Annotated in this window: 23 protein-coding genes and 13 tRNA genes; 24 read left to right on the forward strand and 12 right to left on the reverse strand. The window is 47.5% G+C overall.

The genetic code is table 11. The features are described 5' to 3' along the window. Nucleotides 1–53: 53 nt before the first annotated feature. Complete coding sequence (locus ACOSVP_RS15585) at nt 54–533, forward strand: redoxin family protein (protein WP_487348416.1); 480 nt, start codon at nt 54–56, stop codon at nt 531–533. 132 nt (nt 534–665) lie between these two features. After that, nucleotides 666–2,039 carry a nucleotide 5'-monophosphate nucleosidase PpnN gene (gene ppnN / locus ACOSVP_RS15590; RefSeq protein ID WP_487348417.1) on the forward strand — a complete coding sequence of 458 codons (1,374 nt, stop codon included), beginning with the start codon at nt 666–668 and terminating at the stop codon, nt 2,037–2,039. Nucleotides 2,040–2,107: 68 nt separating this feature from the next. On the opposite strand, the gene nudC is transcribed toward ppnN, so the two are convergent. From nudC to ACOSVP_RS15605, 3 genes are all read right to left on the reverse strand, one after another. Further along, nucleotides 2,108–2,908, reverse strand: coding sequence for an NAD(+) diphosphatase (gene nudC / locus ACOSVP_RS15595; RefSeq protein ID WP_487348418.1), 801 nt, complete (start codon nt 2,906–2,908; stop codon nt 2,108–2,110). Nucleotides 2,909–2,988: 80 nt separating this feature from the next. Then, nucleotides 2,989–4,023 carry an L-threonine 3-dehydrogenase gene (gene tdh, locus ACOSVP_RS15600; protein WP_487348419.1) on the reverse strand — a complete coding sequence of 345 codons (1,035 nt, stop codon included), beginning with the start codon at nt 4,021–4,023 and terminating at the stop codon, nt 2,989–2,991. Between the two features lie 9 nt (nt 4,024–4,032). Then, nucleotides 4,033–5,229 (reverse strand): glycine C-acetyltransferase, encoded by a 1,197-nt coding sequence (locus ACOSVP_RS15605; RefSeq protein ID WP_487348420.1) that lies wholly within the window; start codon nt 5,227–5,229, stop codon nt 4,033–4,035. 127 nt (nt 5,230–5,356) lie between these two features. On the opposite strand from ACOSVP_RS15605, the gene ACOSVP_RS15610 reads away from it, so the two are divergent. The 13 genes from ACOSVP_RS15610 (at nt 5,357) to ACOSVP_RS15670 (ending at nt 7,684) form a co-directional block, all read left to right on the forward strand. Then, on the forward strand, nt 5,357–6,427 hold the full coding sequence (locus ACOSVP_RS15610) for a polysaccharide deacetylase family protein (protein WP_487348421.1): 1,071 nt from the start codon (nt 5,357–5,359) through the stop codon (nt 6,425–6,427). A 52-nt stretch (nt 6,428–6,479) separates the two neighbouring features. After that, nucleotides 6,480–6,570 (forward strand) — tRNA-Ser (locus ACOSVP_RS15615). A 44-nt stretch (nt 6,571–6,614) separates the two neighbouring features. After that, a tRNA-Asn gene (locus ACOSVP_RS15620) sits at nt 6,615–6,690 on the forward strand. A gap of 1 nt (nt 6,691) precedes the next feature. Further along, a tRNA-Pro gene (locus ACOSVP_RS15625) sits at nt 6,692–6,768 on the forward strand. 23 nt (nt 6,769–6,791) lie between these two features. Beyond that, nucleotides 6,792–6,867 (forward strand) — tRNA-His (locus ACOSVP_RS15630). A 15-nt stretch (nt 6,868–6,882) separates the two neighbouring features. Beyond that, nucleotides 6,883–6,958 (forward strand) — tRNA-Lys (locus ACOSVP_RS15635). Nucleotides 6,959–7,001: 43 nt separating this feature from the next. Further along, a tRNA-Asn gene (locus ACOSVP_RS15640) sits at nt 7,002–7,077 on the forward strand. A gap of 2 nt (nt 7,078–7,079) precedes the next feature. After that, nucleotides 7,080–7,156 (forward strand) — tRNA-Pro (locus ACOSVP_RS15645). A 26-nt stretch (nt 7,157–7,182) separates the two neighbouring features. After that, a tRNA-Lys gene (locus tag ACOSVP_RS15650) sits at nt 7,183–7,258 on the forward strand. Nucleotides 7,259–7,269: 11 nt separating this feature from the next. After that, a tRNA-Ser gene (locus tag ACOSVP_RS15655) sits at nt 7,270–7,360 on the forward strand. Nucleotides 7,361–7,389: 29 nt separating this feature from the next. Beyond that, nucleotides 7,390–7,465, forward strand: a tRNA-Asn gene (locus ACOSVP_RS15660). An 18-nt stretch (nt 7,466–7,483) separates the two neighbouring features. Continuing rightward, nucleotides 7,484–7,559, forward strand: a tRNA-His gene (locus tag ACOSVP_RS15665). Nucleotides 7,560–7,608: 49 nt separating this feature from the next. Further along, a tRNA-Lys gene (locus ACOSVP_RS15670) sits at nt 7,609–7,684 on the forward strand. Between the two features lie 556 nt (nt 7,685–8,240). Here ACOSVP_RS15670 and ACOSVP_RS15675 read toward each other — a convergent pair. The 6 genes from ACOSVP_RS15675 to ACOSVP_RS15700 all read right to left on the reverse strand — a co-directional run bounded on the left by ACOSVP_RS15675 (nt 8,241) and on the right by ACOSVP_RS15700 (nt 12,116). Then, nucleotides 8,241–8,324: transfer RNA gene (locus ACOSVP_RS15675), tRNA-Tyr, on the reverse strand. Between the two features lie 53 nt (nt 8,325–8,377). Then, on the reverse strand, nt 8,378–9,382 hold the full coding sequence (locus tag ACOSVP_RS15680; RefSeq protein WP_487348422.1) for a ProQ/FINO family protein: 1,005 nt from the start codon (nt 9,380–9,382) through the stop codon (nt 8,378–8,380). 182 nt (nt 9,383–9,564) lie between these two features. Beyond that, nucleotides 9,565–10,032: a hypothetical protein gene (locus tag ACOSVP_RS15685; protein WP_487348423.1), complete on the reverse strand. Its 468-nt coding sequence runs from the start codon at nt 10,030–10,032 to the stop codon at nt 9,565–9,567. 4 nt (nt 10,033–10,036) lie between these two features. Next, complete coding sequence (locus ACOSVP_RS15690; protein ID WP_487348424.1) at nt 10,037–10,258, reverse strand: cell division protein ZapB; 222 nt, start codon at nt 10,256–10,258, stop codon at nt 10,037–10,039. 47 nt (nt 10,259–10,305) lie between these two features. Next, the gene (locus ACOSVP_RS15695; RefSeq protein WP_487348425.1) at nt 10,306–11,496 is read right to left on the reverse strand and encodes a flagellar assembly protein T N-terminal domain-containing protein; all 1,191 of its coding nucleotides are present in this window, start codon (nt 11,494–11,496) and stop codon (nt 10,306–10,308) included. Further along, complete coding sequence (locus ACOSVP_RS15700) at nt 11,496–12,116, reverse strand: LPP20 family lipoprotein (RefSeq protein ID WP_487348426.1); 621 nt, start codon at nt 12,114–12,116, stop codon at nt 11,496–11,498. The genes ACOSVP_RS15695 and ACOSVP_RS15700 overlap by 1 nt, the downstream gene beginning before the upstream one ends. A gap of 256 nt (nt 12,117–12,372) precedes the next feature. On the opposite strand from ACOSVP_RS15700, the gene ACOSVP_RS15705 reads away from it, so the two are divergent. The 9 genes from ACOSVP_RS15705 to ACOSVP_RS15745 all read left to right on the forward strand — a co-directional run bounded on the left by ACOSVP_RS15705 (nt 12,373) and on the right by ACOSVP_RS15745 (nt 18,707). Beyond that, nucleotides 12,373–13,359 (forward strand): hypothetical protein, encoded by a 987-nt coding sequence (locus ACOSVP_RS15705; protein WP_487348427.1) that lies wholly within the window; start codon nt 12,373–12,375, stop codon nt 13,357–13,359. Between the two features lie 73 nt (nt 13,360–13,432). After that, complete coding sequence (locus tag ACOSVP_RS15710; protein ID WP_487348428.1) at nt 13,433–14,098, forward strand: alpha/beta hydrolase; 666 nt, start codon at nt 13,433–13,435, stop codon at nt 14,096–14,098. A 9-nt stretch (nt 14,099–14,107) separates the two neighbouring features. Continuing rightward, entirely contained in the window at nt 14,108–14,923 is an 816-nt protein-coding gene (locus ACOSVP_RS15715) for an inositol monophosphatase family protein (RefSeq protein WP_487348429.1), read from the forward strand. Between the two features lie 301 nt (nt 14,924–15,224). Continuing rightward, nucleotides 15,225–15,686, forward strand: a complete 462-nt coding sequence (locus tag ACOSVP_RS15720) for a DUF2489 domain-containing protein (protein WP_487348430.1) — start codon at nt 15,225–15,227, stop codon at nt 15,684–15,686. 2 nt (nt 15,687–15,688) lie between these two features. Beyond that, nucleotides 15,689–16,057, forward strand: coding sequence for a hypothetical protein (locus ACOSVP_RS15725; RefSeq protein WP_487348431.1), 369 nt, complete (start codon nt 15,689–15,691; stop codon nt 16,055–16,057). A 24-nt stretch (nt 16,058–16,081) separates the two neighbouring features. After that, entirely contained in the window at nt 16,082–16,909 is an 828-nt protein-coding gene (locus ACOSVP_RS15730; protein ID WP_487348432.1) for a mechanosensitive ion channel family protein, read from the forward strand. A 102-nt stretch (nt 16,910–17,011) separates the two neighbouring features. Continuing rightward, nucleotides 17,012–17,518: a transcription elongation factor GreB gene (greB, locus tag ACOSVP_RS15735; RefSeq protein ID WP_487348433.1), complete on the forward strand. Its 507-nt coding sequence runs from the start codon at nt 17,012–17,014 to the stop codon at nt 17,516–17,518. A gap of 2 nt (nt 17,519–17,520) precedes the next feature. Continuing rightward, nucleotides 17,521–18,381: a DUF72 domain-containing protein gene (locus tag ACOSVP_RS15740; RefSeq protein WP_487348434.1), complete on the forward strand. Its 861-nt coding sequence runs from the start codon at nt 17,521–17,523 to the stop codon at nt 18,379–18,381. Nucleotides 18,382–18,398: 17 nt separating this feature from the next. Then, complete coding sequence (locus ACOSVP_RS15745; RefSeq protein ID WP_487348435.1) at nt 18,399–18,707, forward strand: YqfO family protein; 309 nt, start codon at nt 18,399–18,401, stop codon at nt 18,705–18,707. Here the strand turns inward: ACOSVP_RS15745 and ACOSVP_RS15750 are convergent. The 3 genes from ACOSVP_RS15750 to ACOSVP_RS15760 all read right to left on the reverse strand — a co-directional run bounded on the left by ACOSVP_RS15750 (nt 18,688) and on the right by ACOSVP_RS15760 (nt 21,340). Then, the gene (locus tag ACOSVP_RS15750) at nt 18,688–19,233 is read right to left on the reverse strand and encodes an NUDIX hydrolase (RefSeq protein WP_487348436.1); all 546 of its coding nucleotides are present in this window, start codon (nt 19,231–19,233) and stop codon (nt 18,688–18,690) included. The two genes, ACOSVP_RS15745 and ACOSVP_RS15750, sit on opposite strands and share 20 nt — an antisense overlap. 11 nt (nt 19,234–19,244) lie before the next feature. Beyond that, nucleotides 19,245–20,501 (reverse strand): HlyC/CorC family transporter, encoded by a 1,257-nt coding sequence (locus tag ACOSVP_RS15755; RefSeq protein ID WP_487348437.1) that lies wholly within the window; start codon nt 20,499–20,501, stop codon nt 19,245–19,247. A 71-nt stretch (nt 20,502–20,572) separates the two neighbouring features. Then, nucleotides 20,573–21,340, reverse strand: coding sequence for a cytochrome C assembly family protein (locus ACOSVP_RS15760; protein ID WP_487348438.1), 768 nt, complete (start codon nt 21,338–21,340; stop codon nt 20,573–20,575). Nucleotides 21,341–21,463 lie beyond the last annotated feature (123 nt).

Consider the following 21,463-nt stretch of genomic DNA (forward strand, 5'->3'; position numbering starts at 1 on the left):
CTTCTATAATCGCGCTATGATGGTTTATCGTCGCGCTTAATTGGAGAATATGCATGAGTGTACAAATGGGAGATATGTTGCCCTATGGTAGCTTCTTAGTGATGGGGCAAGAGGGGCCAGAAGAAGTTAACGTAACGAACTTTTTTGCTGACAAGACGGTGCTGATGTTTGCTGTACCTGGGGCCTACACTCCGACCTGTAGTGCGCGTCATCTGCCTGGCTATGTTGCCCATTATCAAGATTTTAAAGCTAAAGGCGTAGATGAGATCGTCTGTCTGTCGGTGAATGATGTGTTTGTCATGAATGCCTGGGGCAAAGAGCACAACGCTGGGGCAATTGTGATGGCGGCAGATAATTTGGCGCACTATACCCAAGCGCTCGGTTTGGAAATTGATATTGCTACCGCCCAGATGGGATTGCGCAGTCGTCGCTATGCTATGTTGGTGGAAAATGGTGTGATTAAACAGCTGTGGTTGGAAGCACCTGGCGAGTTTGGTATTAGCTCAGCTGAGCAGGTATTAAGTCAGCTGTAAATCTAGAAAAGCCGCGATTGCGGCTTTTTTTGTCTCAGTGCTGTCTAAGTGATTCGCAGAAATTCGCTTGCAATTTTATTTTCTAGGATCAATATAGTTATAAGACAAGCACATAGAATAAGGAGGGCGATCATGATGTATACAGATCGCGTTGATGCGCTGGTAGCACCAAAAGGCGCATTGGAAATGTTGTCACAGGAAGAGATCGCACGTATGTCAGAAGACAGCGGCGATTTACACGAACTATTTCGCCGTTGTGCATTGGCCATCTTAAATTGTGGCAGTGACTCCGATGATCCCGCTGAAGTTATGGCGGCCTTTAAGGACTTCGAAATCCGTATTATTCAACAAGAGCGTGGTGTTAAGTTGGAGCTTACCAATGCCCCAAGCAGTGCTTTTGTTGATGGTAAAATGATTAGCAGTGTGCGTGAGATGTTGTTCAGCGTATTGCGCGACATCATCTTTACCTACCACGAATACAATGTGGCGCGTGGTCTAAATGATGCGTCATCTGACAAAATCACTAACGTGGTGTTTGAGCTACTGCGCAACGCCAATGTTTTCCGCCGCATTCAATCGCCGGACATGGTGGTGTGCTGGGGCGGTCACTCTATCGCTCGTCATGAATACGACTACACCAAATATGTGGGCCATGAACTGGGTCTGCGTGAGCTAAATATCTGTACCGGTTGTGGCCCTGGTGCCATGAAAGGTCCAATGAAGGGGGCTGCCATTGCTCACGCCAAACAGCGTATTCAAAATGGTATTTACCTTGGTCTGACTGAGCCTGGCATTATCGCCGCCGAATCACCTAACCCAATCGTTAACCAGCTGGTGATTATGCCAGATATTGAGAAGCGCCTTGAGGCGTTTGTGCGAACGGGCCATGGTATTGTGGTATTCCCTGGTGGCGCCGGTACGGCAGAAGAGATTCTCTATATTCTAGGGATTCTATTGCACCCTAAAAATGAAGGCATGCCGTTCCCGCTAGTCTTTACTGGACCGAAAGAAAGTGCACCGTACTTCGAGCAGATTCATGAGTTTATTGGCTCTGTATTAGGGGCTGAAGCGCAAGCGAAGTACCAAATCATCATTGATGATGCGGTAGAAGTGGCGCGTGTGATGAAAGCTGGTATGGAAGAAGTACGTCTGTACCGCAAAGCGCATCAGGATGCTTTCTACTATAACTGGAAATTGCATATTCCCGATGAGTTCCAACGTACCTTTGAACCAACTCACGAGAACATCGCCAGTTTGAATTTATTCTTCGGTCAAGAAACGCATTTGTTAGCGGCCGATCTGCGCCGCGCTTTCTCTTCGATTGTGGCCGGTAATGTGAAGCCACAAGGGGTGGCCAGCATTAAGCAGCACGGTCCATTTGAGATCCACGGTGATAAAGAGTTGATGAAAAAACTGGATGCGCTGTTAGAAGCATTTGTGAAGCAACAGCGTATGAAGCTACCTGGCACAGCTTATGAGCCATGTTATCGAGTGATTACAGATTAATAGCCTTACATAATAGGTAAAAAGCAAAGCCCAGCATCATGCTGGGCTTTTTTATGCAAGTGTCCTTGTTAAGACTCAGCAGCGATGCGCTGAGCATGTTCTAGGATAAGCTGTCCAGAAATACTGGTCGGGTTCGGAATATTGGGTAAATCGTCAAAATCCCACCAGCCCGCTTCAGCGATTTCATCGGGCGCAGGCGTCAGTTCACCACTGTCAAATTCGGCAAAGAAGCCGACCATCAATTGGTGCGGGAAAGACCAAGGCTGACTGCCGCGGTATTCTAAGTTTTTGATGCGCACACCTACTTCTTCAAATACTTCTCGTTGCACCGCGTGCTCTAGGGTTTCGCCGGCTTCGACAAAGCCTGCGATATTGCTATAGCGACCTTCTGGCATAACAAAAGATCGCGCTAATAATAGCTGCTTGCCCTTTCTTACTGAGACAATGATGCACGGCGAAATGCGCGGATAGTGGCGCGTGTGGCAATGATGGCAAAGTTTAGCGTGCTCTTTGTCATGCTTTTGCGTCATGGGGTTGCCGCAACGGCCACAAAATTGATGGTCTGCGTCCCAGGTGGCCAGTTGGTGAGCGCGACTTAAGATACCAAAGTAGCTGTCGTCGGTTTCGAACAGCATGTCTCGTAAGCCCACTTCTTCAAACCCTTTGGGGGGGTGAGGAAAGTAGCAGACGAACAGGTCTTGGTCTTCAAACTTGCCGACGAACACGCTGCGCATTTGTGCTGTGGGATGAAAGTCGGACAAGCGAAATAAAAACTGCTGTTGCAGGGTTAGGACTTTTTGCTTGGCAAGTAAGATGTAGCGCGCATTACTGTGTGGCGATGGGTGCGTGCTGGTTCCAATTTCTAGCATAACTGTCTCGTTCTACAGGTGATTCTATAACGCTACTCAAAGCGCAGCGTCCGCGCAACCATATGGCTATGAATCCTAAATTAATCAAGGGTTTGCCAATCTAATATGACTTTACCAGATTGACCTGAGAGCATGGCATCAAAGCCTTTTTGAAAATCCTGTATGGCGAAATGGTGCGTAATAATGGGGGCGATGTTTAATCCAGATTGCAACATGGCGATCATTTTGTACCAGGTTTCATACATCTCTCGACCGTAGATGCCTTTAATCGTCAGGCCTTTGAAAATCACTTGGTTCCAGTCGATGCTGATGTCATTGCTGGGGATACCTAACTGGGCAATTTTGCCGCCGTGACTCATGTGGCTAATCATACTTTTAAAGGCTGCGCCGTTTCCGGACATTTCTAGGCCAACAGTGAACCCTTCGCTTAATTGTAGTTCTTCGATGACCTGATTCAGGGATTCTCGTTTGCTATTCACCACGCGGGTGGCGCCGAGGGATTTTGCCAATTCTAGGCGGTAGTCGTTGATGTCTGAAATGACCACATTGCGCGCCCCAACATGTTTCGCAATCGCTGCCGCCATGGCGCCGATTGGGCCAGCACCGGTAATTAGTACATCTTCACCGATTAAGTCGAAACTCAACGCGGTGTGGGTAGCGTTGCCTAGAGGATCTAAGATGGCCGCGAGATCATCACTGATGTCATCTGGAAGTTGTACGACATTGCTGGCAGGAATTGCCAAGTATTCGGCAAAGGCGCCAGGGCGGTTAACCCCCACTCCCAAAGTGTCTTTGCAATAATGGCGTTTCCCCGCTCGGCAGTTGCGACATTGACCGCAGGTAATGTGTCCTTCGCCAGAGACTCGATCACCTACCTTTATATGAGAAACTTCGCTGCCAACTTCTACCACGGTGCCGACGAACTCATGTCCCACACTCATATTAAGTGGTACCGTACTTTGCGCCCACTCATCCCAGTTATAAATATGGATATCCGTGCCGCAAATAGCGGTCTTGCGGATTTTAATGAGCACATCACTGTGTCCATAACTCGGGCGTTGAGTAGTGGTCAGCCAAATGCCTTGATCAGCTGTCTGTTTTATTAGTGTCTTCATTGCAGTTCCTTACAGCATCTTTAACTGCTGACCTACTTTATAAAAAGAAGCGATGGCGTGATCAAGGTCGCTCTGGCTCAGAACCGCCGACATTTGCGTACGAATCCGAGCTTGTCCCATGGGAACGACAGGGTATGAAAAACCGACGACTAACACGCCTTCTTCTAATAGTGCATTGGCCATCCGTTGCGCTAAGTTGGCGTCATGGACCATGATTGGAATGATGGGGTGCTGTCCGAGAATAAGCTCAAAGCCTAGTTCTGTCATGCGACTTCTAAAGTAATCAGCATTTTGTTGCAATTGATGTTGTATGCCTTGGCGTTGCTGGAGAAGTTTTAAAATACTTAGACTGGTGGCGGCAATCATGGGGGCTAGGCTGTTTGAAAAGAGGTAAGGGCGTGAGCGTTGGCGCAGCCAATCAATAATCGGTTGGGCGGCGCAGGTATAACCCCCAGATGCTCCGCCAAGGGCTTTGCCTAAAGTGCCCGTGACTATGTCCACCCGTCCCATTACTTGGCAGTGTTCAATCGAGCCTTTGCCATGTTCTCCTAAAACACCCACCGCGTGGGAGTCATCTACCATTACCAGAGCGTGATATTGCTCCGCTAGGTCACAGATGGCATTTAAATTGGCAATGGTGCCATCCATTGAAAAGACGCCATCGGTGACGATCAAGATGGTTTTGCTGTTTTGTTGTGTAGCTCGTTTGAGGCAATCTTCTAATGCCTGCATATCATTGTTGTTATAACGCAACCGGGTCGCTTTGCTTAAACGTATACCGTCGATGATGCTGGCATGGTTCAGGCCGTCGCTGATGATGGTGTCCTGTTCATCGAGCAAGGTTTCAAACAGGCCGCCGTTGGCATCAAAACAAGAGGAGTAAAGGATGCAGTCCTCCATGCCGAGGAATGCACTCAGCTGTTGCTCAAGTTCACGGTGAATGGTTTGAGTACCACAAATAAAACGCACCGAGGCCATACCATAACCATATAGCTCCAGTGCTTGATGGGCCGCAGCAATGACCTCGGGATCGTTGGCGAGCCCCAAGTAATTATTGGCGCATAGATTAATGAGTTTGGGGTGCTTAAAGGTCGCCACTTGGCTGGCTTGAGGGGTGAGTAACACTTGCTCAGCTTTGTACAGGCCTTTTGTTTTAAGGTCGTTAAGCTGGTTATTGAGTTGATCCAATAGGCATGGTGATAGCATGCGCTTTCTCCCTTGGCTTTTTTCTTATTAGTATAGTTGGCCTTGGTGATTAGTGGGGCTTACGTGGCTGTCACCGGTTGGTTGTTTCGCGTACAATTGCCAGCAAAATTTCTCGCTAAGGTTATTCATGTCATTAAAAAATACTCTGCTGGTCAGTGCGCTTATGTGTACGAGTGCCATGGCTGTGGCGCAAGATTACTTACCGATCCTTCAGTATCACCATGTGGATGCCAATACGCCGCGTTCAACTTCCGTGTCACCGGAAGAGTTCAATGAGCATATGGACTATTTAAAAGAAGCGGGGTTTCAGGTGGTTGATCTCGCCAATGCCTTGGCTGATATCAAAGCGGGCGTTGCTCTGCCAGAGAAAGCGGTGGCGATTACCTTTGATGATGCCTATCGCAATATTTATCAAAATGGCTTCCCTATCTTAAAAGCCCATAACTTCCCGTTTACTGTCTTCATTAATACTGGACCGGTTGAAAAGGGGCATGAAAGCTTTTTAACTTGGCAACAGATGAAAGAAATGGAGCGCTCGGGTGCTGTATTTGCCAACCATACGGTGAACCATCCTTATATGTTGCGTTTAGAAGCCGATGAGACATTAGATCAATGGCGCACTCGTATGGCAGAGGAAGTTAGTGCGGTAGAAAATCTGCTCAATGAAAGGCTTGGCCATTCCCCGAAAATGTTGGCTTATCCTTATGGTGAGTCGAATGCCGAGATTCGTGCGCAAGTGGCAGAGCAGGGCATGATGGCATTTGGTCAGCAATCAGGGGTAGTCAATAAATACTCTGACTTTACCAATTTGCCACGTTTTCCGGCAGCAGGCCATTATGCAGAGCTATCGTCTCTAAAGGTAAAGCTCAATGCCAAGCCAATGCCGTTGCTTTTGGTTGAGGATCAAGGTGTTTTTGCGAGCGCAGATCCTGTCTCTATGACGTTACGTTTTCAAGCTGGGGATTACCGCTTAAAAGAATTAGCTTGTTATGTGGCAGGGCAGGGCAAAGCCAAATTAGATTGGCTTGAAGAAAATGCCGTGCAGGTTCAGGCGGAAAAGGCCTTTCCCGCCGGTCGAGGTCGCATAAATTGTACAATGCCTGATCAATCTGGGCGCCATTATTATTGGTTTTCAAATGTCTGGATTCAGGCGGCGGCAGATGAGACTTATGTGACGGAAAAAATTAAAAAAAATTAAAAAAAGTGTTGCACTGAAATTTAGAATCCGTAATATACACCTCGCTCGCAACGGAGGGGTGGCAGAGCGGTTTAATGCACCGGTCTTGAAAACCGGCGAAGGTTAATAGCCTTCCGAGAGTTCGAATCTCTCCTCCTCCGCCATCTCCTTTTAGGGGTTGGTTTGAAGCGAGTTAAAAATTAGTAATTCCCTGATAGCTCAGTTGGTAGAGCAAACGACTGTTAATCGTTAGGTCACTGGTTCGAGTCCAGTTCAGGGAGCCATCGGAGTATAGCGCAGTCTGGTAGCGCGCCTGCTTTGGGAGCAGGATGTCGGGGGTTCGAATCCCTCTACTCCGACCACTAATTTTAAATCAATGGTAATGGTGGGCGTAGCTCAGTTGGTAGAGCTATGGATTGTGATTCCATCGGTCGTGGGTTCGAGCCCCATCGTCCACCCCATTGCCATACATAGTTGGGTCGTTAGCTCAGTTGGTAGAGCAGTTGACTTTTAATCAATTGGTCACTGGTTCGAATCCAGTACGACCCACCAACTATGATAGTCTACAGAAACTATATTTCTGTATTCTGACAATTCCCTGATAGCTCAGTTGGTAGAGCAAACGACTGTTAATCGTTAGGTCACTGGTTCGAGTCCAGTTCAGGGAGCCATTCGGAGTATAGCGCAGTCTGGTAGCGCGCCTGCTTTGGGAGCAGGATGTCGGGGGTTCGAATCCCTCTACTCCGACCAGTCAGATAGTGAAAATTCAAATGTGCGGGTCGTTAGCTCAGTTGGTAGAGCAGTTGACTTTTAATCAATTGGTCACTGGTTCGAATCCAGTACGACCCACCACTTTGATATACGGAGGGGTGGCAGAGCGGTTTAATGCACCGGTCTTGAAAACCGGCGAAGGTTAGTAGCCTTCCGAGAGTTCGAATCTCTCCTCCTCCGCCATTTCACCTGCTATGTGCGGGTTTTATTGTTCCCTGATAGCTCAGTTGGTAGAGCAAACGACTGTTAATCGTTAGGTCACTGGTTCGAGTCCAGTTCAGGGAGCCATTCTAATGCTTATTTATGGTGGGCGTAGCTCAGTTGGTAGAGCTATGGATTGTGATTCCATCGGTCGTGGGTTCGAGCCCCATCGTCCACCCCATTAGCATCATATCTTAGCGTTACAACTTCACTTCTAGTGTTGCATCAATGGGTCGTTAGCTCAGTTGGTAGAGCAGTTGACTTTTAATCAATTGGTCACTGGTTCGAATCCAGTACGACCCACCACTTTTGATGTTTCTTTGATTCTTTTTAGTCTTTCTTTTTAGTTGTTTTAAATAGACTGTTTGTCTGTATCCTATTCTGCTTTCTGCTTTCTGCTTTCTGCTTTCTGCTTTCTGCTTTCTGCTTTCTGCTTTCTGCTTTCTGCTTTCTGCTTTCTGCTTTCTGCTTTCTGCTTTCTGCTTTCTGCTTTCTGCTTTCTGCTTGCGTGGTGCTTGGGGTGAATTAGGCTTGCCTATGAGCTATGAGCTATGAGCTATGAGCTATGAGCTATGAGCTATGAGCTATGAGCTATGAGCTATGAGCTATGAGCTATGAGCTATGAGCTATGAGTGATCGTGTGTAGTTGTCTTTAAAGGAGTCTTGAAGGGGTGTAAGGGAAATGTTGTGCTGATCCTAGCTTACAGCTTACAGCTTACAGCTTACGCTGAGATTTTTTTTGGGTGTTGTAGAAATAAAATACGTGGATTGAAGTAGAGAAAAATGGAGCTTATTGGTATTGAAAAAAGAGAATAACTAAGAAGAGATAGATATTTCAGAAGAGAAATATAAGAAAAGAAAATGGTGGAGGGAGGTGGATTCGAACCACCGAAACTTTCGTGGCAGATTTACAATCTGCTCCCTTTGGCCACTCGGGAACCCCTCCACAGCAGCGAGACGTATATTACTCAGCGCCCCGCTCCTTGTAAAGCACTTTTTCTATTTTTTATTAAGAAGTTGCGTTAATTTTGCCTGCATACGTTCTTCAGCAGTCAAATTGTCAAATTGTGGGTCTTGTTTTGGCTCAGCTTTGTCTTTGTTCGCTGGGCGAGACTGACTTTTCGCTTTGTTGGCGTGAGGTTTGTTGCCTTGTGGACGCTTGCCTTTGTTGCTCTTAGGCATTGGTTTTTTGTTTTCCACGACAGGCTTCTTCGCATTTGGTAGTGCTGGCTCATCGCTAACGGCATTGCCTTCTAGGTCGATGCGAGGTTGGCCTGACAATAGACACTTCTTGTAGCGATCAGAGCGAGTGTAAGCGGCCATGGCGCGTTTTTGCTTGCTGGCATTAAACTCATCATCTAGCACCATGTCTTTGTCGATACCGACTTTTAATGGGCGAGGGTTGTTCCAATCGAATGCTTTTGGGTAGCGCTCTTCTAATAGTTTGATTAGACGGCGGTTATTCTTTTGGTTTTTCTGACGACGCTTCTCCTCGGCACTGAGTGCTGCTGTTTCAGGAGTGTCGCTTTGTGCAGTTGCTTGGGTTTGCTCAACTTCAGTCGCAGCAGTCTCTTGGATGTCAGCGGTGATCGTTGTTTGTTGTTCAGTAGTCATAGGAGAGTCTTTAGTTTCTTTAAGGTCTTCAGTTGGTTGATCTTCAAAAGCATTGTGAAGAAGGTCAAAGTTAAAATGGTTCTGGATTTCGCTCGCAGCAGTGCTTTCTGCTGGCACAGGCTCAGAATGTTCTAAATGCTGTGTGAAATCAGTTAGCGAGGAGGCCGGTGCCAGTAAATCCAAACTGTCTTCGATGTACAGCTGTAGCTGTTCCTCGGTTGAGCGCTTTTGGCTCATGGTTGAAAGCAAATCCAATGACACGTCACTGGGTCTGTTTTCAGGGATAGGGCTTGAGCTTTCGCTTAAACGAGCGATCTCTTGCTGCGCCTGCTTCAGCTGCGCAACTAGGCCATCGATTCGATCTTCAAGAGCTTTGATTAAGCGGTCCATAGGTTAGTTTCCTGCATCGGCTAGCCATAGGGGAACCCGAGGGCTCCCCGTGCGGCCAACCATTTCATTGAGCTGCTTAGAGGTCGGGAGCACTATGTCTGCTGGAGCCTGACTTTCTACCCAGAGATACCCGTTAATCAAAACGATACTAATGATTAAAAATGCAAACAGCTTCATGACGTTTAGAAGGTTAGGCCTGCACCAAGGGTTGCGTGTTTGTCGTAGGCGGTATCGCTGCTGTTATAGACTTTCATAAAGAGGTCTAGGCGTGTGCTGTCGGTGATGCCGATACGAAAACCAATTTCAGGAAAAAACGCAACATTGTCTAGTACGTTGGCACCTAGGCCAACATAGGTCCAGACCGGCGCAACGCCGTTGACGTAGAAAAGTGGTTCAGGCGTGTAAAAGCGCGTACCTAACTGAGCGGCTGTTTCGAAGCTATCGCGTAAAATAAAGGCGAAACCACCGTAAACAGACAGGCTGCGTGGGTAGGTGTATTCCATCGTAGCGTTGATCACGCTGGTGGTGTTACTGGTCGCCGTGGATGGCGTACTGTAAACATATTCGTAGCTAACAAGTGGAGAAAATTGTCCAGCGGCAAATGCGCTGGTGGCCCCTGCAAGCAGTGCCGCTGTAACAAATTTTTTCATGCGCTTAATCCAGTTGGTTAAGTTTGCTTAGCATTTGGTTCAAGCTGTTTTCCCAGTTTGTGCTCTGTTCAGCTTGTTGCGTTAGTTTTGCCTGAGCTTCATCACGTTCTTCAGAAAGCTCGTAGTTTTGCATTTCTAGTTCAGAGATACGTTGACGTAGTGTAGAGATCTCTTCAACTGCAGCATTGATACGTTGCTCTAGGTGATGTAATAGTTCGTTGTTCATGGTACTTCTAATCCTGATCTTTTAAGTTGTGCGCTGATTTTATGTATTTACCAAGCGATCACAACATCTTGTTGTTGTACGTTTAGAATTCTTGCTTCCACCGCCAATTCGCCGATCGCAAAATTCGGCTGCACTTGCGTAATAGTAACATTGATATTGGCATTATTAAGCTGTGTTTGCGCATTCTGTAATTGGTCAAATATCTCATAGCGACGGAAAACTTGAAACTGGTCGCCTTTTTTAATGCCTGCCAACGCACCAGCGTTTAAGTAGATACGATTGCCTTCGGTGCGAAAAATGTTTGCCACAAAAGGCTGGCAGTTCAAATCGTCACTGCTGTCCAGCGACATGGCGGTTAAGGTTTGAGCCACAACTTTGCCGTAATGTAGTGCCCAAAATTGCGCTGAACCAAAACCTACCTTGTTGTTATCTTTGGTGTTCCATTTGCCAATCTCATCGTAACGATGTTGGAAGATTAACGCACCACTAAAACCATCATAAATGTACAAATCCAACACAAATTTACGTTGGTTGTCTTCTTTATTAGCCCAGCTCAGCAAAGAATTGAGCGGTGTCTTCTGATTTGGATGCTTTGGATACACTTCGCCGATATCGCGAATTACGCCGCTGACCACGTATTGTACACCAAGCTCTTCACCAATGCGGGCAACATCGGTCAGTGAACCGTCGTTATTGGCGGAAGTCGGGGCATTAATTAAGTCTGGGTAAACACTTAAGTGGGTGGCGGCTAAGGCGCGCAAATAGCCTTGTTGATTCATGGCGTCCACTAAGCTTTTAGGGAATTCACGGCCAATATTGTGTAAGGCACCTAGGGTTGCTTGCTGTGGTGTTTGTAACGCGAAGCCTGTGACGCCTACCGATTTGCGGTAGGTGTTCGTAGTGCCATTGTCACACATCCCCTCAGTTTCGATATCGGCTTCAATGGTGAGGCTCAATATGTCATCGAATACCTGCTCGGAGAGGATTTTCACATCACTGGCTTGACCTGCGGATTGCACACGAGTGTTGGTGTGCAGGGTGCCATTGCTCAGGCTGTCGCTGGCACGCACCGAAGCACTGGCTTGTAAGCTAGCTTGTTTGATGGCTTGTTGTGTCGCGCGATAGCGGGCGTCATTGATGTCTTGGTTGTAGATTACCGCTTGACCGTCGGCGCGCATCACCTGGCCATGTAGGCCAAGTGACATCAATATCAGCAGAGGCGTGATAAGCGCTTTCATTACTGCACACTATAAAAGGTTGAAGGTTGCTTCTTAGGCACTGACGTCGTGCTGCTCGCGCGTTTGGTGACCTGACAATTTGGATTTAGGCGGATCGCTTCAGGGGAGCTAGCACACTGACGGAAGTTTTCTTGTAAGGCCAGTTCGACCACGGTTTCAAAGCTGCCGTCTTCTAGTTCGCGTTGCGAAATTACCTTGGCACCGACTAGGTAAGCATTGACGTAGGCACGCAGGTCATCGTGCTGTGCCATCATATTGCTTAACGAGCTTGAGCCATCCAAGCTAATACCGTAAACACGCTCTGAAAGGTTGCGGTAGGCATCCAGTTTCGAGCCGCGTAAAGACATTAGACGAGCCTGCGCTTTCGACAGTGATTTATTGGTCACTGGAGCAGAATAGCCCGTGGCGTTGATGATAATAGGATCACGAGGTTCAATGTCGATGATCTCAAGGCTTTGTGCAGAACTATTGAAGTTTAGGTTGCTGCTGGTTTGGCTATTGACGCCGTTCACACAAGGAGACGTAGAATTACACACTGGTGAAATGGGTTGCGTGACCACGCAACCAGATAACAGTGTCGAAAAACATGCTAAAGCAAGCAAGCGACCTTTAAGACTCATTGAAGCTTCTCCATTTCTGCAGCCCACATAGGGTGTCCAATCTAGTATCAAATCTATTGGACGGTATAGATACGATCTTTTCCCCTAGTGTACGGTGTTTGCCACCCAATCATGAAGTAAATTTGCGCAAAGTTAGGGGGGATTTGCGGATTTTTACGATTTTATAGCGGTTTAAGTAAAGGCTGGCTGTCTCCGTGTTGTGGTGAAATGTTGATCGATGTCTATACTTACGGGGATATAGCGCGGGAGGTAGCGTATGATGAATGTTCTTGAACTTAGCTTGTTAAGTCAGGCTCATAATCTGCCAGCCTCATTAGCAGAACGTTTGCGTTTTGAAGTCGAGCAAACTCTGAAAGGATTGTATGCTGATGAGTCCTTGGTAGAGCGTATTGACGATCTCTTTTTGCCGTTCGCAAGATGGGTCAGTGAGTACTCTAAACCTAAGCATGCGCCCTTGGTCTTAGGATTAGGTGGTCCTCAAGGGTGTGGTAAAACCACCTTTTGCTCGGTGGTAAGTCATATTTTGGCCAAGGGTTTTGATTTGAATGCCATTGTGGTCAGCTTAGATGACCTTTACTTACAGCGTTCTGATCGTATGCACTACGCACAAAAAGTACACCCACTATTTGCCACTCGTGGGGTGCCTGGCACCCACGACATTCCGCTGGCACTTAATATCTTTGACCGCTTAAAACACTTGCAAGCGGGTGAAGTCATGTATGTGCCCACCTTTGATAAATCCCTTGATGATCGTAAGCCCGTGCATCGTTGGCAGGAAGTGGCGGGCCCTGTGGATGTGATTTTTTTTGAAGGCTGGTGTGTCGGTGCTCAGCCGATGGCAACAGAGCATCTGATGGATCCGATCAATGTCTTAGAGAAGGATAAAGATGCTGACGGCAGTTGGCGTGCCGCAGTGAACGAGCATCTTGAACATGATTATCGTAAGTTATTCGACTTAATTGATGTGCGCATGTGGATGCAGCCGCCAAGCTTTGATGTGGTATACGATTGGCGTAATAAGCAAGAACGTGTACTGGAAGCGCATTTACACGATATTCATGGTGGGGTACTGGATACCTTAGATATTAAAGTGATGTCGCCGGAAACCTTAAAAGGCTTTATGCAATATTTCGAACGTATCACTCGCCATATGATTTGCTCGATGTTGCAACATGCGGATGTGCAGTTTGTATTAGATGCGAATCAAAAAGTCTTAGAAACAAAGTTGCCCGTGTCCCATTAAGCGTCGCAGTAAGTGCTGAAAAATATGATAGGCTATCGAGTTAAATCGATAGCCTATTTTTTTGGAGAGCCCAGTGTCTGAAGCGCTTGAATACATTACAGTCGATACGTCTGCAAACCCTACCCATGCCGTGATTTGGTTGCATGGCTTGGGGGCAGACTGCCATGATTTTGAAGGCTTGGTGCCGCAGCTAGGTTTATCTCATAAGGCAGTGCGCTTTGTCTTTCCGAACGCGCCAATTCGCCCTGTTACCATTAATGGTGGTATGAAGATGCGTGCTTGGTATGACATCTTAGAAATGTCCCTAGATCGCAAGGTGGACATGGGCAATATTCAAGAGTCGATGGCACAGATTGAAGCGATTATTGAGACGTTAGTTGGGCAAGGTATTCCGAGTGAGCGAATTGTGATGGCTGGCTTCTCCCAAGGGGGTGTGATTGCTTACCAAGTCGCTTTATTTGGTAAATATCCACTTGCAGGCGTGATGGCATTGTCTACTTATTTGGCGGATCCGGATAGCGTACCGACAGCCGAAGCATCGGCTAACGGTGCGACGCCAATTTTAATCCATCACGGTTCGTTTGATCCGATTGTGGCACCAGTGTTGGCGGGACGTGCCCGTGCACGTCTAAACGAATTGGGCTTCCAAACAGAATACCAAGTTTACGACATGCCGCACTCCGTTTGTCCTGAGCAAGTGGGGGATATTGCCAACTGGTTAGCACAACGATTGGTGTAGGAACGCAGCATGGATGATTCATCGGTAAATGAGTGGCTTGGCTATGCCAAAAGTTGGGCTGCTCGCGCTGGCACTATGATGGTTGAGGCTCGTGCAAAAGCGAGTTTTTCAGCAGAGTACAAATCTGGGCATGAGTTGGTGACGAGTACGGATTTGGCCATTGATGCTTACTTGTGCGAGCAGATTAAGCAAACCTTCCCTGAGCATCTGATTCTCTCGGAAGAATCGTCTCCTGATCTTGAATTGGCGACACACAGTGAGGTGCCGGTGTGGGTGATTGACCCAATTGATGGCACCATTAATTTCGCCCAAGGTCTGCTGCATGTGGCGGTCTCCATCGCAGTGTATTATCAAGGTCAGCGTTGGGTAGGGGTGGTGCATGCACCGTTTCTAGCAGAAACCTATTCTGCGATTAAGGGGCAGGGAGCTTGGCTTAATGGTGAAGAGCTTAAAGTGAGTGGTCGTACTGAGTTGCGCAATGCGATTGTGGCGACGGGCTTTCCCTACAATAAAGACACCTTGCCTGAGTTAATGCAGTTGGTTGGTCGAGTGCTGGAGAACTGCCAAGATATTCGTCGCAATGGTTCGGCCGCGCTGGATCTGTGTGCTGTGGCCAGAGGGCAGATGGATGCTTACTATGAATCAGTGAAGCCTTGGGATATGGCAGCGGGTGCTTTGATCGCCACAGAAGCGGGTGCCAAAGTGGGGCATTTTGCTGAATCTAAGCAGGCTTGGCCATCGCCTATAAATGGTGATTATCTGATTGCCGCAACGCCTGATGTGTATCACGGTTTATTAGATCTATTGCAAGTGTCTAAGAATTAAACTGACCTATATCATTCGCCGAAGGCTGGCTGCGTCCTACTCTTGCCAAAAAGGTATTGCTGACTAGGAGGTGGTTATGTTCTCGGATGGTGTGGTGATTGCGAGTGTGGTGGTGATTGGTCTTTGTGCCGTGCTTATGGTCTGGTTCGGGATCATTGCTTATCGCCATATTATGCAGGATAAAAAATGAAAACTTAGGGCATAGTACTCATGTACTATGCCCTGATTCCCTTCTTTTGCTGATCGTTTCCTGAAGCCTGTGTAGAATAGACGCATTACTTGATTCTACTTCAGGGGACTTATGTCTATCAGCGTCTTTTCTACTGTTCTAATCATCTGCTTAGCAGTGATCGGTGTATCCATTTACTTTATTGTCAAACAGCTAAAACTGAATCGTCAGCGTGCTGAGCGTATTCAAGCGGGTGAGCAGCGTCTGAAGGAAGAGCGCGCCAAGCGAATTGAGAGCATTCAGGTGATCATGCAGGCGATTGAGCAAGACGAAAAGCTGACTTGGACCGAGGCTGCTATTCGCGTCAAAAACTTGTTGGATCAATTGAGTATCGATTTGTCTGAGCACGAACAGGTGCAAGCCATCTATGCTGTTGAGGCAGGCACCCAGCATATTCCAACCCATGAACAATGGAATACTCTGCCACTATCAGCGCGTCGTAAATACCGCGACGAAATGGACGCTTTGGAAGCAAAACATATCGAACAATTACGTCAGGCAAAAAACTACTTACTCGCCTATAAGTTTGATTGATCATGGCACAGGTTCTGCTTGCGATACTGATTAGTTTTGTTCTGTTTGTGTCGATCTTGGTGTTTTTTATTCGCTACAAACAGCGCATGCCTTATTATCAGATTGATCAGGCTGGCTGTGTGCGTTTGCTAAGGCAAGCGGTTGAGGGGGAGTTGTTGGAGCGGGACTGGCATGTCTTTATCGGGATTGGCGTGCGTTATGATCTCGAAATAGAGCAGCTACGTCTGCGGTGTATCGTGATTGATGAAAATCATGTTATAAATTCTGTCACCAAAATGGGGCAGACTTATGTCGTTTTCTCCAAGCAGGGCGTGTCTGAGTTACAAGTTCTGTTAGAGGAATGGCAGCATAAAGTGGATTATTTGGCCTAAATTAATAACAGAGTGAGAATACCTATGGATGAATTAGAGAAGTTATTAGATGAAGGGAGTCAGTGGCTACCTTGGTTGACAGAGAAGAGTGTATCGATTGTTGTCGGTATTTTAATCTTCTTTATCGGTAAAATGATTGCCCATCGTTTTGCGGATTGGATTGAAAAACGCCTACTGAAATCCAAAGTGGATAAAGCGGTGGCGGGCTTTGCTTCGAGCATCTTGTATGCTTTGATGTTTGCTGGTGTGGTGTTGATGGCGCTGGGGCAAATCGGTGTTGAAACGACGTCCTTTATCGCTATCTTGGGTGCTGCGGGTCTAGCCGTTGGTTTGGCATTGCAGGGTTCTTTGTCGAACTTCGCATCGGGTGTGTTGATCATTCTATTGCGTCCATTCCGTGCGGGTGACTTCGTCGATGCTGGCGGTCAGTCGGGTACAATCGACCGAATTGAATTGTTCCATACTTACATGAAGACGCCGGATAACCGTGTCATCATCATGCCGAACTCGACCATTATGGACGGTTCTATCATCAACTTTTCACGTGAAGCGACACGTCGTTTGGACTTGGTGATTGGTATCAGCTACGATTCTGATATTAAACAAGCCCGTGAGTTGATGAAGCAAATCATTGAAGCAGATGAACGTGCTCTGAAAGATCCAGCACTGGTCATTTGGGTATCAGAATTAGCGGACAGCTCCGTGAACTTCAGTGTTCGTGTATGGGTAAATGCAGGCGATTACTGGGCACTGCGTTCGGATCTACTTGAAAAGATCAAATACACGTTCGACGAAAATGGCGTTGGCATTCCATTCCCGCAAATGGATGTACATTTGTCAAAAGAAGACTAAGTCTTTTTTCGAGTTACAAAATGGCGCCACGAGCTATCGTGGCGCCATTTTTATTTATTGGGCAGCATAAGTGCTGTCGCAAGGTTTCTGTAGAGAGGTTGTATGAGTCGATATCGCCCACCCGGTGCACCCAAAGGTGCCTACATCACCAAAGAGGGTGCTGATAAGTTGCTGGCGGAACTGAAGTACCTATGGAAAGTAAAGCGTCCTGAAGTAACGCAAAGTGTCAGTGATGCGGCGAAGCTCGGTGATCGTTCTGAGAATGCAGAATACATCTACGGCAAGAAGCAGCTACGCGAAATCGACCGTCGTGTGCGCTACCTAGAAAAACGCTTGGATCAATGTACTGTAGTGGATCGACTGCCAATCGATCGCACGATTGTGTTCTTTGGTGCATGGGTCACCCTAGAGGATGATGACGGTAATCAGGAGCGTTTTCGTATTGTCGGTCCAGATGAAATTGACCATCATGAGGCGTACATCAGCATGGACTCGCCAGTGGCGAAGGCTTTGCTTAAGCGCAATGAGGGTGATGAAGTAGTGTTGCGTCGCGCTGGTGGTGAGAAGACCTTCTTTATCGAGCAAATTGAATACGTGGAAACAGCCTGACCATGATTCGCTTTGGTATGGCCCAGTGGCAGCATCCTGCGTGGGTGGATTATATTTACCCACGCTCTGAGGCCACTGGCTTGCGTTTGGGGCATTACGCTAAGTATTTTCAATCGGTTGAAGTCGGCAGTACCTTTTATACCGATGTGGCGCCCGCGCAAATTGAGCGTTGGGCAGCGCAAGTCCCCGATACTTTTCGATTCAGCTTTAAGGTGCCGCGCGCGGTTGCCCATCAATTTGAAGAGCTCAGCGAAGCGGAATGTTTACAGGCTTGGCGCGCCTTTCAAAATCTACTCAAGCCGATTGAGCATTTGCTAGGGCCGACCATGCTGCAATTTCCAGCATCAGTGGCGCCGCGACAGCTGCCTATCATCACCGCACTGTGCCAGAGCTGGTCGCTTGCTTCTCCTTTAAGCGTAGAAGTCCGTCATCTAGTGTTCTTCGATAAAGCGGAACATGAGGCGGCTTTGTTACGTCTGTTGTCGGATTCTGGATGTGACAAGGTAGTGATGGATTCCCGTCCGGTCTTCTCCACTGAGGCTTATTGTGACAGCCTGATTGATGCGCAACGTAAAAAGCCCCGTGTGCCCTGTCATGCGGTGGCCACGGCGAGCCATCCCGTGGTGCGCTTTATTGGGCATCCTGACTTAGAGCGCAATCATCCTTGGCTGGATCAATGGGCCAATAAGCTTGGTCAATGGTTGCGAGAGGGGCGTGAGCCCACCGTATTTGTGCATTCCTCCGATAATATTGCCGCGCCGACTTTGGCGAGCTGGTTAGACGAAAAGCTACAGCAAGTGGTGCCGAATTACGTTTCCCAAGTGCAATTGCCAGTGCAGCATGAGCAGATGGGGCTACTGTAAAAATGGAGAAGATAAAAATGTATTCGTTGGTATTTTATGTGCCAGAGACGCACTTAGAAGCAGTCAAAGAAGCCGTGTTTGCGGCAGGTGCGGGCCGTATTGGGCAGTACGAAGCTTGTTGCTGGCAGGTCAAAGGACAGGGGCAGTTTCGTCCGTCAGCGGCGGCAAATCCTTTTATTGGTGAGGCGGGCAAGCTTGAGATAGTTGAGGAATATCGGGTTGAGATGGTGTTGCTGGCAGAGCTAAAAGAAGCGGTGATCAGTGCTCTAAAACAGAGCCACCCCTATGAAGAGGTGGCTTATCACCTTATTCAGGTTGAGTGTTGATAATAATGTTGTCTTCGTGGAAACCGTATTGACCGCTTTTATGGTCTTCCAAGAAGAACTCTAGGGTCTTGCTGACGCTACTAAAGGCCAGCTCGTCCCATGGGATCTCAGAAAACTCAAACAGTGCTACCTCAGAACTTTCGGCCGTCGGGTGAAAGTCGGCTTTTTGTAGTTCCGCAATGTAGTACAGGTGTACTTGGTTAACATGAGGAATGCTGATCATTGAAAACGGTTGCTTGATGACCGCTCGTGAACCGCTTTCTTCTAGGGTTTCGCGTAGCGCGCCACCCGCCGTGGTTTCACCGTTCTCCATAAAGCCCGCTGGTAGCGTCCAGTAACCAAAACGTGGCTCGATGTTACGCTTACAAAGCAGCACTTTGCCTTGATACAAAGGGATTGTGCCAGTGATCATGCGCGGGTTGTCGTAATCAATAAAGTCACAGCTTGGGCACACCGGACGCTCGCGGTTGTCTCCATCTGGAATTTCCATATTCACTTTATGACCGCATTTTGGGCAAAATCTCATAAGGTTACCTGCTAGCGTTTGTGTTCTAAGCGCGCGTATTTAACAACTTTGTCTTCGATCTCTTGAATCTCGATCATGTAGTTGTCGACCCATAAGCTGATTGGATGCTCTGGGATAAATTCAAGGGTTTCGATAATCAGACCATTCAAAGTCTTTGGGCCATCCGTTGGGAGGTGCCAGCTCAGCGCTTTGTTGATGTCGCGAATATGAGTGGTACCTTCGATGCGGAATGAGCCATCGTCGAGGATGGTGATTTCCTCTTCTTCATCTTCTTGTGGTGGTGTGAACTCACCTACGATCTCTTCCAGAATATCTTCTAGTGCTGCGATACCTTGTACGTCGCCGTATTCATCCACCACGATACCCATTTGTTGGTGATCTTTCTGGAAGTTTAGTAGCACAGTATTAATCGAAGTGCTTTCCGGAATGAAGTAAGGCTCTAGCGTTGCCTTTAACAAGGCCGCTTTAGTTGGATTTGGTTCACGTAAGAACTGTGCCGCATGGCGCGCATGCAAGATACCAATCACCTTGTTGATCTCGCCGTTGTAAACTGGCATGCGGGTGTGGCGTGATTGACAGATTTGCTCGATGATTTCTTCAATCGAATCTTCAATATCGATACCGATGACTTCGTTACGCGGCACCATGATGTCTTCAACCGAGACTTTTTCAAGGTCAAGAATCGACAGCAACATCTCTTGGTGAGCCGGTGGAATCAAACCGCTGGCTTCATTTACCACAGTACGTAGTTCTTCTGAGCCTAGCTTGTCGTGGTTGCCGTGTATGTGTTTGATACCAAAAAGACGCATCAAACCATTGGACATGGTGTTCACAATCACCACCAATGGATACATGGCCTTCAGTAGAACAGTCAGTGCCCAAGACGCAGGGAAGGCAATCTTTTCTGGGTGGATGGTGGCTACGGTTTTAGGGGTAACCTCGGCAAATATCAAAATGATCAAGGTTAAGGCGCCTGTCGCGATCGCGACCCCGGCATCGCCCCACAAGCGTACTGCGATAATCGTCGCGATCGCAGAAGCTAGGATGTTAACGAAGTTGTTGCCAATCAAGATGACGCCGATTAGGCGGTCAGGGCGCTCAAGTAGCTTGCTCGCCTTTTTGGCTGATTTGTGTCCGCTTTTGACCATGTGCTTGAGGCGATATTTGTTCATCGACAGCATGCTGGTTTCTGAGCTTGAGAAAAAAGCAGAGAGAATGATTAGAAAAAACAGTATTCCAAAGAGAATACTTAAGGGAACTTCGTTCAAGAAAAAAATGCCTCAGTTATTAGATCTGATCGGATTATTAGGGCTTGAGCAGCGAGTGTCAAATGTCGTGCTTAATTACTCAGAATTTCCAATGCAATCTGAGAGCCAAAATAGCCCAACATTAGGAGTACAAAACCACTCAAAGTAAGTTTCACTGCCAACTGTCCACGCCAGCCAAGGAATAAACGCCCAGCCAATAACCCTGCGAATACGAACCACGATGCGATGGTGAAAGCGGTCTTGTGAACCAGGTGCTGTGCGAACATGTCTTCAATAAAGTAGAAGCCAGTGGCCATGGTGATGCTGAGTAAGACAAACGCCGCCCAAATAAATTCAAACATTAATCGCTCCAGTACCTGTAAAGGAGGGACGCGCAATAGCTGTTTAAGATGGTGGTGTTTGAGCTGGTATTCTTGAATGGCCAATAAAATCCCGATGCCGCAGGCTGCGGTAAAGAGGCTGTAAGCCACTGAGGCAATCAGAATGTGCAGGGAAGTGCCCAGCGAAGCGCTGTGCAGCTGTTGTAAATTCCAAGGTTCGACCGCATTAAGGGCAATAATAATCGCCGCCATCGGGAAGGCGATCGAAAGCAGTAGCGAAAGATCTTTGTCACGATTGCTAAACCACAGCAGTAAGTTGCCAATTAGGGCAATCAACAGGCCAATGGTTAAAAAGTCGAAGCCATCTTTGCTCGCCAGTAACTGGATTAAAGCCATGGTATGCAACACGATCGCAATCGCACCAATGGTCTGCGTAGAGCGAAGTCCAGGGCGCAGGTAATAGATGCCCCCAGCTGTGAGCGATAGAATACAAGCAAGCCAAAGCGAAAGATGTGTCATGTATAAGCCGATCCACTGGTTAAAACTATAGGGTGACGATCAAATCTTCGTTATAATAAAGTCAATTTCACCTTGGATAAACTGAATAACGCGGTTTTTTCCATCTAGAGCAAATTTTTGAGG

Source organism: Marinomonas sp. HM11-D (assembly GCF_057626615.1).

Excerpts from the sequence above, each read along its gene's own strand:
- tdh (WP_487348419.1), bottom strand. The coding sequence starts at position 4,023 with ATGAAGACACTAATAAAACAGACAGCTGATCAAGGCATTTGGCTGACC.
- ACOSVP_RS15705 (WP_487348427.1), top strand. The coding sequence starts at position 12,373 with ATGATGAATGTTCTTGAACTTAGCTTGTTAAGTCAGGCTCATAATCTG.
- ACOSVP_RS15720 (WP_487348430.1), top strand. The coding sequence starts at position 15,225 with ATGTCTATCAGCGTCTTTTCTACTGTTCTAATCATCTGCTTAGCAGTG.
- ACOSVP_RS15725 (WP_487348431.1), top strand. The coding sequence starts at position 15,689 with ATGGCACAGGTTCTGCTTGCGATACTGATTAGTTTTGTTCTGTTTGTG.
- ACOSVP_RS15745 (WP_487348435.1), top strand. The coding sequence starts at position 18,399 with ATGTATTCGTTGGTATTTTATGTGCCAGAGACGCACTTAGAAGCAGTC.
- ACOSVP_RS15750 (WP_487348436.1), bottom strand. The coding sequence starts at position 19,233 with ATGAGATTTTGCCCAAAATGCGGTCATAAAGTGAATATGGAAATTCCA.
- ACOSVP_RS15685 (WP_487348423.1), bottom strand. The coding sequence starts at position 10,032 with ATGAAAAAATTTGTTACAGCGGCACTGCTTGCAGGGGCCACCAGCGCA.
- ppnN (WP_487348417.1), top strand. The coding sequence starts at position 666 with ATGATGTATACAGATCGCGTTGATGCGCTGGTAGCACCAAAAGGCGCA.
- ACOSVP_RS15680 (WP_487348422.1), bottom strand. The coding sequence starts at position 9,382 with ATGGACCGCTTAATCAAAGCTCTTGAAGATCGAATCGATGGCCTAGTT.
- greB (WP_487348433.1), top strand. The coding sequence starts at position 17,012 with ATGAGTCGATATCGCCCACCCGGTGCACCCAAAGGTGCCTACATCACC.
- ACOSVP_RS15695 (WP_487348425.1), bottom strand. The coding sequence starts at position 11,496 with ATGAAAGCGCTTATCACGCCTCTGCTGATATTGATGTCACTTGGCCTA.
- ACOSVP_RS15585 (WP_487348416.1), top strand. The coding sequence starts at position 54 with ATGAGTGTACAAATGGGAGATATGTTGCCCTATGGTAGCTTCTTAGTG.
- ACOSVP_RS15740 (WP_487348434.1), top strand. The coding sequence starts at position 17,521 with ATGATTCGCTTTGGTATGGCCCAGTGGCAGCATCCTGCGTGGGTGGAT.
- ACOSVP_RS15760 (WP_487348438.1), bottom strand. The coding sequence starts at position 21,340 with ATGACACATCTTTCGCTTTGGCTTGCTTGTATTCTATCGCTCACAGCT.
- ACOSVP_RS15730 (WP_487348432.1), top strand. The coding sequence starts at position 16,082 with ATGGATGAATTAGAGAAGTTATTAGATGAAGGGAGTCAGTGGCTACCT.
- nudC (WP_487348418.1), bottom strand. The coding sequence starts at position 2,908 with ATGCTAGAAATTGGAACCAGCACGCACCCATCGCCACACAGTAATGCG.
- ACOSVP_RS15700 (WP_487348426.1), bottom strand. The coding sequence starts at position 12,116 with ATGAGTCTTAAAGGTCGCTTGCTTGCTTTAGCATGTTTTTCGACACTG.
- ACOSVP_RS15610 (WP_487348421.1), top strand. The coding sequence starts at position 5,357 with ATGTCATTAAAAAATACTCTGCTGGTCAGTGCGCTTATGTGTACGAGT.
- ACOSVP_RS15605 (WP_487348420.1), bottom strand. The coding sequence starts at position 5,229 with ATGCTATCACCATGCCTATTGGATCAACTCAATAACCAGCTTAACGAC.
- ACOSVP_RS15690 (WP_487348424.1), bottom strand. The coding sequence starts at position 10,258 with ATGAACAACGAACTATTACATCACCTAGAGCAACGTATCAATGCTGCA.
- ACOSVP_RS15715 (WP_487348429.1), top strand. The coding sequence starts at position 14,108 with ATGGATGATTCATCGGTAAATGAGTGGCTTGGCTATGCCAAAAGTTGG.